Origin of the sequence: Bradyrhizobium acaciae, from assembly GCF_020889785.1 — a bacterium.
Lineage (GTDB): Bacteria > Pseudomonadota > Alphaproteobacteria > Rhizobiales > Xanthobacteraceae > Bradyrhizobium > Bradyrhizobium acaciae.
Map to the genome: position 1 here is coordinate 11978 of NZ_JACMYK010000030.1, position 12378 is coordinate 24355.

The 12378-nt window shown below is 63.1% G+C and carries 5 protein-coding genes; all 5 read left to right on the top strand.

Annotated elements, in window-relative coordinates:
- Positions 1-82: 82 nt before the first annotated feature.
- The 5 genes from rplJ (at position 83) to H8A92_RS14890 (ending at position 12161) form a co-directional block, all read left to right on the top strand.
- Positions 83-601 carry a 50S ribosomal protein L10 gene (gene rplJ, locus H8A92_RS14870; RefSeq protein ID WP_163150613.1) on the top strand — a complete coding sequence of 173 codons (519 nt, stop codon included), beginning with the start codon at positions 83-85 and terminating at the stop codon, positions 599-601.
- A gap of 53 nt (positions 602-654) precedes the next feature.
- Positions 655-1032 carry a 50S ribosomal protein L7/L12 gene (rplL, locus tag H8A92_RS14875; RefSeq protein WP_229196508.1) on the top strand — a complete coding sequence of 126 codons (378 nt, stop codon included), beginning with the start codon at positions 655-657 and terminating at the stop codon, positions 1030-1032.
- Between the two features lie 441 nt (positions 1033-1473).
- Positions 1474-5592, top strand: a complete 4119-nt coding sequence (gene rpoB / locus H8A92_RS14880; RefSeq protein WP_163150611.1) for a DNA-directed RNA polymerase subunit beta — start codon at positions 1474-1476, stop codon at positions 5590-5592.
- A gap of 128 nt (positions 5593-5720) precedes the next feature.
- Complete coding sequence (gene rpoC, locus H8A92_RS14885; RefSeq protein ID WP_229196509.1) at positions 5721-9923, top strand: DNA-directed RNA polymerase subunit beta'; 4203 nt, start codon at positions 5721-5723, stop codon at positions 9921-9923.
- Positions 9924-10100: 177 nt separating this feature from the next.
- Complete coding sequence (locus tag H8A92_RS14890; protein ID WP_229196510.1) at positions 10101-12161, top strand: FAD-dependent oxidoreductase; 2061 nt, start codon at positions 10101-10103, stop codon at positions 12159-12161.
- The last annotated feature ends 217 nt before the right edge of the window (positions 12162-12378 follow it).

Below are 12378 nucleotides of genomic sequence, written 5' to 3' on the forward strand. Positions count from 1 at the left end.
GGATCAGGTTTAGGGCGGGACGATGGGTGCAACCCGGCGGTCCTGCCTTCGCGGAAAGGCCGCCAACCGGAAAGAGCTTGCTGTGGAACGAGCGGCAAAAAAAGAGTCGGTCGAACAACTTAACGAGGTCTTCAAGACCACGTCGGTTGCGATCGTTGCTCACTATTCCGGCCTCACCGTGGCCCAGATGCAGAAGCTGCGCATGCAGATGAAGCAGGCGGGCGCGTCGGTGAAGGTCTCGAAGAACCGTCTCGCCAAAATTGCTCTTGATGGCACTGACGTCGCTGCCATCGGCTCCCTGCTGAAGGGACCGACCGTGATCGCTACTTCGAACGATCCGGTTGCGGCGCCAAAGGTTGCCGTCGAATTCGCCAAGGCGAACGAGAAGTTCGTCATCCTCGGCGGTTCGATGGGTAAAACCGTCCTGAATGTCGACAGCGTGAAGGCGCTTGCCTCACTGCCGTCGCTCGACGAACTGCGCAGCAAGATCGTGGGCCTCCTCGTGGCGCCGGCGACCAAGCTCGCTCAGCTGTCCAACGCGCCCGCGGCCAAGCTCGCACGCGTCATTCAGGCTCATGCCTCAAAGAGCGAAGCGGCCTGACCCCTTCGCTAATCTCAAACCTGGTTCGAACCAAACATTTAAGGAACTGAACAATGGCTGACTTGCAGAAAATCGTCGACGACCTCTCGAGCCTCACCGTGCTCGAAGCGGCCGAACTCGCCAAGCTCCTCGAAGAAAAGTGGGGCGTGTCCGCCGCTGCCGCCGTTGCGGTTGCCGGCCCGGCTGCTGGTGGCGGTGCCGCTGCTCCGGCTGAAGAAAAGACCGACTTCACCGTCGTGCTGGCTGCCGCCGGCGACAAGAAGATCGAAGTCATCAAGGAAGTCCGCGCCATCACCGGCCTGGGCCTGAAGGAAGCCAAGGACCTCGTCGAAGGCGCTCCGAAGCCCGTCAAGGAAGGCGTCAACAAGGACGAAGCCGAGAAGATCAAGGCTCAGCTCGAGAAGGCTGGCGCCAAGGTCGAGCTCAAGTAATGCGCGATCCGGGAGCGCCGAATGGCGCTCCCGGGCCATGCAAGCGTCGTGCGACAGGTTGTCGTGGGGCGTAGCGGACACAAAAAAGTGTGGGGATGCGTGGACTTAACCCTCGAATCTCCTTTATTGCCATCCCATATGGGGCTGGCAGCGGAAAAACACGGTAGGCGGCGGGGGCGGCAGGGCACCCGGTGTAAGCCGTTGGGAGACAGTCAGATTTCGGGCTTTTTCAGTCCGTAAAGCGAAGCGTTTGGACGGGCGGGTGCAGTGATGCGCCCCGCGCGTCGTTTTGCGTTTTGGAGGCAATGGGGGCCGAGACCAGGATTTAATTCCTGAACTTGGGCTTCGTTCCTTCGGGACGATTCGAAATTCAACCCGGGGCCGATGGCAGTCGCTCCCGGAAGGTTCGCCCCATAAAGGCGACGAAAATGAGAGGCCACGATGGCGCAGCAGACATTCACCGGTCGCAAACGCGTACGCAAGTTTTTCGGTCACATCAAGGAAGTCGCCGAGATGCCGAACCTCATCGAGGTTCAGAAGGCATCCTATGACCAGTTCCTGATGGTTGACGAGCCGGCCGGCGGGCGCCTCGATGAGGGCCTGCAGGCGGTGTTCCGCTCGGTGTTCCCGATCTCGGATTTCTCCGGAACCTCGATGCTCGAATTCGTCCGCTACGAGTTCGAACAGCCGAAATATGACGTCGACGAGTGCCGCCAGCGCGGCATGACCTTCGCTGCGCCGCTCAAGGTGACGCTGCGCCTCATCGTGTTCGATATCGACGAGGAAACCGGCGCCAAGTCGGTGAAGGACATCAAGGAGCAGGACGTCTACATGGGCGACATTCCGCTCATGACGATGAACGGCACCTTCGTCGTCAACGGCACCGAGCGCGTCATCGTCTCGCAGATGCACCGTTCGCCCGGCGTGTTCTTCGACCACGACAAGGGCAAGACCCATTCGTCCGGCAAGCTGCTGTTTGCCGCGCGCGTGATTCCGTATCGCGGTTCCTGGCTGGACATCGAGTTCGACGCCAAGGACATCGTGTTCGCGCGCATCGACCGCCGCCGCAAGCTGCCCGTGACCTCGCTGATGTACGCGCTCGGTCTGGACGGCGAGCAGATCCTGTCGACCTTCTACAAGAAGATCACCTACAAGCGGACCAAGGAAGGCTGGCGCGTGCCGTTCGACGCCAACCGTTTCCGCGGCTACTCGACCATCAACGACCTGATCGACGCCGACACCGGCAAGGTGGTGCTCGAGGCCGGCAAGAAGCTGACCGTGCGCAGCGCGCGTCAGATGCAGGAAAAGGGCCTCAAGGCGCTCCGCATGTCGGACGAGGAGCTCGTCGGCAACTATCTCGCCGAGGATCTCGTCAACCCGAAGACCGGTGAGATCTACGCCGAAGCCGGCGAGGAGATCACCGAGAAGTCGATGAAGGTGCTGAACGAGCAGGGCTACAAGGACCTGCCGCTGCTCGACATCGACCACGTCAATGTCGGCGCCTACATCCGCAACACGCTGTCGGCCGACAAGAACATGACGCGTGAAGACGCGCTGTTCGACATCTACCGCGTGATGCGTCCGGGCGAGCCGCCGACGCTGGATTCTGCGCAGGCGATGTTCCAGTCGCTGTTCTTCGATGCCGAACGCTACGACCTCTCCGCGGTCGGCCGCGTCAAGATGAACATGCGCCTCGAGCTCGATGCACCCGATACCCACCGCACGCTGCGCAAGGAAGACATCCTGGCGGTCATCAAGACGCTGGTCGACCTGCGCGACGGCAAGGGCGAGATCGACGACATCGACCATCTCGGCAACCGCCGGGTGCGCTCGGTCGGCGAGCTGATGGAAAACCAGTACCGGATCGGCCTGCTTCGCATGGAGCGCGCGATCAAGGAGCGCATGTCGAGCGTCGATATCGACACCGTGATGCCGCAGGACCTGATCAACGCCAAGCCCGCGGCCGCCGCGGTGCGCGAGTTCTTCGGCTCCTCGCAGCTGTCGCAGTTCATGGACCAGACCAACCCGCTGTCGGAGATCACCCACAAGCGGCGCCTGTCGGCGCTTGGCCCGGGCGGTCTGACCCGCGAGCGTGCCGGCTTCGAAGTCCGCGACGTGCATCCGACGCATTACGGCCGTATCTGCCCGATCGAGACGCCGGAAGGTCCGAACATCGGCCTGATCAACTCGCTGGCGACGTTCGCGCGCGTCAACAAGTACGGCTTCGTTGAGACGCCCTATCGCAAGATCAAGGACAGCCGGGTCACCGACGAGGTGGTCTATCTGTCGGCGATGGAAGAGGGCCGTTACCGCGTCGCGCAGGCCAACGTGCCGCTCGATGCCAAGGGCCGCTTCACCGACGACCTGGTGGTCTGTCGCCACGCCGGCGAAGTGCTGCCGGTGACGCCGGACAAGGTCGACTACATGGACGTGTCGCCGAAGCAGCTGGTTTCGGTCGCCGCGGCGCTGATCCCGTTCCTCGAGAACGACGACGCCAACCGCGCGCTGATGGGCTCGAACATGCAGCGCCAGGCGGTGCCGTTGGTTCGCGCCGAGGCGCCGTTCGTCGGCACCGGCATGGAAGGCGTGGTCGCCCGTGACTCGGGCGCGGCGATTGCCGCGCGCCGTTCGGGCGTGATCGACCAGATCGACGCCACCCGCGTCGTGATCCGCGCCACCGAGGATCTCGATCCGACCAAGTCGGGCGTCGATATCTATCGGCTGATGAAGTACCAGCGCTCCAACCAGTCGACCTGCATCAACCAGCGTCCGCTGGTGAAGGTGGGCGACATCGTCAAGAAGGGCGACATCATCGCTGACGGTCCGTCGACCGATCTCGGCGAGCTCGCGCTCGGCCGCAACGTGCTGGTCGCGTTCATGCCGTGGAATGGCTACAACTTCGAAGACTCGATCCTGCTCTCCGAGCGGATCGTGAAGGATGACGTCTTCACCTCGATTCATATCGAGGAGTTCGAGGTGATGGCCCGCGACACCAAGCTCGGGCCTGAGGAAATCACCCGCGACATTCCGAACGTTTCGGAAGAAGCGCTGAAGAACCTCGACGAAGCCGGTATCGTCTACATCGGTGCGGAAGTTCGCGCTGGCGACATCCTGGTCGGCAAGATCACGCCGAAGGGCGAGAGCCCGATGACGCCGGAAGAGAAGCTGCTCCGAGCCATCTTCGGCGAGAAGGCCTCCGACGTCCGCGATACCTCGCTGCGCGTGCCTCCGGGCGTGCAGGGCACCATCGTGGAAGTCCGCGTGTTCAACCGCCACGGCGTCGACAAGGACGAGCGTGCGCTGGCGATCGAGCGGGAAGAGATCGAGCGTCTGGCCAAGGACCGCGACGACGAGCAGGCGATCCTGGATCGCAACGTCTACAACCGCCTCGCCGAGCTCCTGGAGAACCGCCAGGGCATCGCCGGCCCCAAGGGCTTCAAGAAGGATACCAAGATCACCCGCGCGGTGCTCGACGAGTATCCGAAGTCGCAGTGGTGGCTGTTCGCCTCGCCGAACGACAAGCTGATGGCCGAGATCGAGGCCATGCGGAAGCAGTACGACGAGTCGAAGAAGGGCCTCGAGCAGCGCTTCCTCGACAAGGTCGAGAAGCTGCAGCGCGGCGACGAGCTGCCGCCCGGCGTGATGAAGATGGTAAAGGTCTTCGTCGCGGTGAAGCGCAAGATCCAGCCCGGCGACAAGATGGCCGGCCGTCACGGCAACAAGGGCGTGGTGTCCAAGATCGTTCCGATCGAGGACATGCCGTTCCTCGAGGACGGCACCCATGCGGACATCGTGCTGAACCCGCTCGGCGTGCCTTCGCGCATGAACGTCGGTCAGATCCTTGAGACGCATCTCGGTTGGGCCTGCGCCGGCCTCGGCAAGCGCATCGGCCAGACCATCGACGCCTACTATCACAAGCAGGATCTCAAGCCGCTACGCGAGACCCTGAAGAAGATCTACGGCGAAGACGAGACCATCAAGTCGCTGAACGACAACGAACTGATCGAGCTCGGCCGCAACCTGAGCCACGGCGTTCCGATCGCCACTCCGGTGTTCGACGGCGCCAAGGAAGCCGATATCGAGGAGATGCTGAAGCTCGCGGGCTTCGACGCCTCCGGCCAGTCGACCGTCTATGACGGCCGTACCGGCGATCAGTTCGATCGCAAGGTGACGATGGGCTACATCTACATGCTCAAGCTGCACCATCTCGTCGACGACAAGATCCACGCGCGTTCGATCGGTCCGTACTCGCTCGTCACCCAGCAGCCGCTGGGCGGCAAAGCGCAGTTCGGCGGCCAGCGCTTCGGCGAAATGGAGGTCTGGGCGCTGGAAGCCTACGGCGCCGCCTACACGCTGCAGGAAATGCTGACCGTGAAGTCGGACGACGTCGCCGGCCGTACCAAGGTGTACGAGGCGATCGTGCGCGGCGACGACACGTTCGAGGCCGGCATTCCGGAGTCGTTCAACGTGCTGGTCAAGGAAATGCGCTCGCTCGGCCTCAACGTCGACCTGCACAATTCCAAGGTGGGACCGGCATCGACCTCCGAGGCAGCCGAGTAACGCTTGCGATCATGCCCGGCGCGATGCGCGCCGGGCCCTCGCGCTCCGCTCGGACGTTGAGTGGGGCGTGCGCTGAATAAGAGTTTCGAATTTGCTGCCGGTGACGATCGGCACGCGAGGAGAAGACCATGAACCAAGAGATTATGAATCTTTTCAATCCGACGACGCCGGCCCAGGTCTTCGACCAGATCCGGATTTCGATCGCGTCTCCGGAGAAGATTCTGTCGTGGTCCTACGGCGAGATCAAGAAGCCGGAGACCATCAACTACCGTACCTTCAAGCCGGAGCGCGACGGCCTGTTCTGCGCGCGCATCTTCGGGCCGATCAAGGACTACGAGTGCTTGTGCGGCAAGTACAAGCGGATGAAGTACAAGGGCATCATCTGCGAAAAGTGCTCGGTCGAGGTGACGCTGTCGCGCGTCCGGCGCGAGCGCATGGGCCATATCGAGCTGGCGGCGCCGGTCGCCCACATCTGGTTCCTGAAGTCGCTGCCGTCGCGCATCGGCCTGCTGCTCGACATGACGCTGAAGGATCTCGAGCGGATCCTGTACTTTGAATACTACGTCGTTCTCGAGCCGGGTCTCACCGCGCTGAAGGACCGTCAGCTGCTGTCGGAAGACGAGTATCTGAAGGCGCAGGACGAGTACGGCCAGGACAGCTTCACCGCCATGATCGGCGCCGAGGCGATCCGCGAGCTGCTCAAGGGTCTCGAGCTCGAGAAGCTCGAGGCGACGCTGCGTGCCGACATGGCGGAGACCGACTCCGACATCAAGCACAAGAAGCTCGCCAAGCGTCTGAAGATCGTCGAGGCCTTCCGCGTCTCCGGCAACAAGCCGGAATGGATGATCATGACGGTCGTGCCGGTGATTCCGCCCGACCTGCGTCCGCTGGTGCCGCTCGACGGCGGCCGGTTCGCGACCTCCGACCTCAACGACCTGTATCGCCGCGTCATCAACCGCAACAACCGCTTGAAGCGGCTGATGGAGCTGCGTGCGCCCGACATCATCATCCGCAACGAAAAGCGCATGCTGCAGGAGGCCGTCGACGCGCTGTTCGACAACGGCCGCCGCGGCCGCGTCATCACCGGCGCCAACAAGAGGCCTTTGAAGTCGCTCGCCGACATGCTGAAGGGCAAGCAGGGCCGGTTCCGTCAGAACCTGCTCGGCAAGCGCGTCGACTATTCGGGCCGTTCGGTGATCGTGGTCGGTCCCGAGCTGCGCCTGCATCAGTGCGGCCTGCCGAAGAAGATGGCGCTCGAACTGTTCAAGCCGTTCATCTACTCGCGGCTCGACGCCAAGGGCCTATCCACCACGGTGAAGCAGGCCAAGAAGCTGGTCGAGAAGGAGCGTCCGGAGGTCTGGGATATCCTCGACGAGGTGATCCGCGAGCATCCGGTGCTGCTCAACCGCGCGCCGACGCTGCATCGCCTGGGCATCCAGGCGTTCGAGCCGGTGCTGATCGAAGGCAAGGCGATCCAGCTGCATCCGCTGGTCTGCGCCGCCTTCAACGCCGACTTCGACGGCGACCAGATGGCCGTGCACGTTCCGCTGTCGCTTGAAGCGCAGCTGGAAGCGCGCGTCCTGATGATGTCGACCAACAACATCCTGCATCCGGCGAACGGCCAGCCGATCATCGTGCCGTCGCAGGACATCGTGCTCGGCCTCTACTACGTCTCGATCATGCGCGAAGGCCTGCCCGGCGAGGGCAAAATCTTCGGCGACATGGCCGAGCTCGAGCACGCCCTGCATTCGAAGGTCATCCACCTCCACACCAAGATCAAGTACCGGTGGGAAGGCATGGACGACGAAGGCAAGATGTCGAAGCGGTGGATCGAAACCACCGCCGGTCGCGTCATGCTCGGCAACCTGCTGCCGAAGAGCACCAAGATCTCGTACGACATCATCAACAAGCTGATGACCAAGCGCGAGATCTCTGGCGTGATCGACCAGGTCTACCGTCACTGCGGTCAGAAGGAGACGGTGATCTTCTGCGACCGCATCATGGCGCTCGGCTTCTACAACGCCTTCAAGGCGGGCATCTCGTTCGGCAAGGACGACATGGTCGTGCCGGCGTCGAAGTGGAAGATCGTGGACCAGACCCGTACGCTGGCGAAGGATTTCGAGCAGCAGTACAATGACGGCCTGATCACCCATGGCGAGAAGTACAACAAGGTCGTCGACGCCTGGTCGAAGGCCGGTGAAGAAGTCGCCAAGGCGATGATGAAGGAGATCTCGTCGACCAAGAAGACGGCGGCGGGAGCCGATGCCGACATCAACTCGATCTACATGATGGCGCACTCCGGTGCGCGTGGTTCGCCGGCCCAGATGCGCCAGCTCGCCGGCATGCGCGGCCTGATGGCCAAGCCGTCGGGCGAGATCATCGAGACGCCGATCATTTCCAACTTCAAGGAAGGTCTGTCGGTGCTCGAATACTTCAACTCGACCCACGGTGCCCGTAAGGGCCTCGCGGACACCGCGTTGAAGACCGCGAACTCGGGCTACCTGACCCGCCGTCTGGTCGACGTCGCGCAGGACTGCATCATCACGCAGACCGATTGCGGCACCAAGCTCGGCATCAAGATGCGCGCCATCGTCGACGCCGGCACGGTCGTTGCCTCGCTCGGTTCGCGCATCCTGGGCCGCACGGCCTGCGATGACGTGCGCGATCCCGCCACCAACGAGATTGTCGTCAAGCGCGACACGTTGATGGAGGAGACCCATGTCGACGCGATCCAGCAGGCCGGCATCCAGGAAGTGAAGATCCGCTCGGCGCTGACCTGCGAGCTGATCAACGGCATCTGCGCCAAGTGCTACGGCCGCGATCTGGCCCGCGGCACCCCGGTCAACCACGGTGAGGCCGTCGGCGTCATCGCGGCGCAGTCGATCGGTGAACCCGGCACGCAGCTGACGATGCGCACGTTCCACATCGGCGGCGCGGCGCAGCTCAACGAGCAGTCGTTCGTCGAATCGAACTTCGACGGCAAGATCGTGATCAGGAACAAGGCAATCGCCCGCAACAGCGAAGGCAACCTGGTCGCGATGGTGCGCAACATGGTCGTTGCGATCGTCGATGCCGACGGCACCGAGCGTGCAACCCACCGTATTCAGTACGGTTCGAAGATGCACGTCGATGAAGGCGACATGGTCAAGCGTGGCCAGCGCATCGCGGAGTGGGATCCCTATACCCGCCCGGTGCTCACCGAAGTCGAGGGCACGATCGGGTTCGAGGACCTGGTCGAAGGCCAGTCGATCTCGGAAACGCTCGACGAGTCGACCGGTATCGCCAAGCGCGTGGTCATCGACTGGCGCACGACGCGCGGCGGTTCGGACCTGCGTCCGGCCATCGTGGTCAAGGGCAAGGACGGCAAGGTGATGAAGCTCGCGCGTGGCGGCGATGCCCGCTACATGCTGTCGGTCGACGCCATTCTGTCGGTCGATACCGGCGCGAAGGTGATGCCCGGCGACATCCTGGCGCGTATCTCGACCGAGAGCGCCAAGACGCGTGACATCACCGGCGGTCTGCCGCGGGTGGCGGAACTGTTCGAGGCTCGCAAGCCGAAGGATGCGGCGATCATCGCGGAGACCGCGGGAACGATCCGCTTCGGCCGCGACTACAAGAACAAGCGCCGCATCTCGATCGAGCCGATGGACAAGACCGAGGAGCCGCGCGAGTACCTGATCCCGAAGGGCAAGCACATCCACCTGCAGGACGGCGACATCGTCGAAAAGGGCGATTTCATCGTCGAAGGCAATCCGGCGCCGCACGACATCCTGGCGATCAAGGGCATCGAGGAGCTCGCTGCCTATCTGGTCAACGAAATCCAGGAGGTCTACCGGTTGCAGGGCGTGCTCATCAACGACAAGCACATCGAGGTGATTGTCCGCCAGATGCTGCAGAAGGTTGAGGTCACCGACCAGGGCGACACCGACATGATCTCGGGCGAGCAGGTCGACAAGATCGAGTTCGACGCGCTCAACACCAAGGCCAAGGAGGAGGGCAAGAAGCCCGCCACGGGAACGCCGGTTCTGCTCGGCATCACCAAGGCGAGCTTGCAGACCCGCTCGTTCTTCTCGGCGGCGTCGTTCCAGGAGACCACGCGCGTGCTCACCGAAGCTGCCGTCAACGGCAAGGTGGACCCGCTCGAGGGCCTCAAGGAGAACGTCATTGTCGGCCGCCTGATCCCGGCCGGCACCGGCGCCTCGATGGCCCGGATCCGCGAAGTCGCGGTCAAGCGCGACAAGCTGATCCTCGACGAGCGCGAGAAGCAGCAGGCAGCGATCGTGCCGACGGCCCCGGAAGCGGAGCCGCTGGCACTGCCGCCGGCGGAATAGGCCTCCGCAAGACTACGGTAACGACGAGAAGGCCGGCGTTTTGCCGGCCTTTTTGCTGCTTTGTTTCCCTGCTGCGGTGCAGGGACGCAGTTTGTTCATCTTCCCTTCAGGCAGAAAAGTGCTTTTGCTGGGGTGACTTAGACCGGCTGCTTGGCAGCCGGAGACGACGGAATCGATATGCTCGACTTGGCAATTGTAGGCGGCGGCCCCGGGGGGCTGATGAGCGCCTGGTATTTGAAGCGCAAACTCGGCGATCTTTGCCGCATCACCATCTTCGAGGCGTCGAACCGCCTGGGTGGCAAGATCGTCACGCGCAAATTCGAAACCGCGCCTGCCATGTATGAGGCCGGCGTTGCCGAGATCTACGATTACTCGATGACGGGCCCCGATCCGCTGCGCGAGCTGATCCAGCATTTCGGCCTGCAGACGATCCCGATGGATGCCGAGCAGGTGCATCTCGACGGCGAGCTGCTCGCCGACGTCCCCGGCATGCGCCGGAAATACGGGCCGAAGACCGCGGCTGCGATCGAGGCGTTCCGCAAGCGCTGCAGCGACCTGGTGTCGCCGATCGAATATTACGAGGGCGTCGGATCCCACGACAACGAGCACCCCTGGGCCTACAAGACGGCCGAGCAGATACTCGACGAAGAGGTCGAGGACGCGACCGCCAAGCGCTTCTTCAAGGTGATGGCGCGCTCCGATCTCGCGACCGAGAGCCACAACACCAACGGCCTCAACGCGCTGAAGAACTACGTGATGGATGTCGACGGCTATATCGGCCTGTATTCGATCCAGAACGGCAACGAGCAGCTGATCGATTGCCTGCGCTCGGAAGTCAGTGCCGACATCCAGCTCAACCATCGCGTGCTCAAGGTCGGCAAGACCGAGCAGGGCCGCTACCAGCTCAACATGATGAACGGCAAGGGGCCGGAGACGCGCGACTTCGACCTCGTGCTGGTCTGCCTGCCGCACTCCTGGCTCGCGACCATGCGCTGGGACGGCGAGACGCTGCGCAAGTCGATGGTCAAGCACGTCGCCTATTTCGACCGGCCGGCGCATTATCTGCGCGTCTCGATCCTGTTCGACGAGCCGTTCTGGGGCGAGAAGATCCCGGGCGCCTGGTTCATGTCGGAAGCGTTCGGCGGCTGCTGCGTCTACAACGAGGGCGCGCGCCACGATGTCGGCAAGCACGGCGTGCTGAACTGGCTGATCGCGGGCTCCGATGCGCTCGCCTTCGCCAATCTCTCTGATCAGGAACTGATCGACGCCGCGCTGAAGTCGCTGCCTGCCTCGCTCGGCGATGCGCGCGAACACTTCCTCGAGGGCAAGATCCATCGCTGGCTGTCGTCGGTCAACGCGCTGCCGGGCGGCCTGCCGGTGCGCGACGTCATGACCAACCACCGCCCCGAGCCGAAGCAGCACCCCGGCATCGTCGTGGTCGGCGACTATCTGTTCGATTCGACGTTGAACGGATTGCTCGATTCCTCCGATGCCGCGACCGACATCATCGTCACCGAGATGATGCGGCTGCGCCGCGCCCGCGCGCAGGACGAGGGCACGCTGTCCGACAAGATCGACCGCAGCTATTTCGAGAATTATCGCGGCGCCGGCCCCTACAGCGAAGTCTGGCGCAACTTCACGGACCCGGCCTATCTGACCGACCTGATCAAGACGGTCTGGGGCAGGGCGAAGGGCTACAAGCTCCTGATCGCCGGCTCCGCCAGCGGCGAACTGGTCGGCGCACTGCGCGAGCGCGGCATCGATGCCTGGGGTATCGAGAACAACCGCTACATCCACGGCAAGACGCCGAAGGCGCTCAAGAAGTACAACAAGCTCGGCTCGATCGCCGACATGCCCTTCAAGGACAACGAGTTCGACTTCGTGTTCGAGACCTCGCTGTGCCATCTCGGCGAGAAGCAGGTCGTGCGCGGCGTGCGCGAGCTCAACCGCGTGGTCAAGAGCGGCGTCGTGTTCGCGTCGGTGACCTCGGACATGGCGCCCGCCGTAATCGATCGCTACGACCTGCTGCGCGGGGTGAAGAAGCTCGGCACCTGGTGGGAGTGGTCGGAATTGTTCTTCGGCAACGGCTTCGACTTGTCGATGCACCGCCGCGATTGCACCGATGCGCTGTGGACGTTGACGCTGGCCGCCAACAAGGGGCCGGGGCAGTGGTACGCCGACTCCGACAGCCTGCGCTATTCCTTCTTCGACAAGGTCGAAGCCGACCTCGACGACTAGCGGCAGCGACGACGGGTCCTTGGCGCAAGGCGATCGGCCTTGCGTCAACCACGTGTCAAACGGCGGCAGGACCGAGATCCCGATTCGACCGGAGCGTGTGGCGCGCACCGGCCGTTCCAAACGCTTTGCCGAATTCATTGTGATCGCATAGGATTGTACCGGCAGCGTTCGCCGCTGCGGTTTCGATTTGCGGTCATGCCGGCCGTGAAGCATCGGT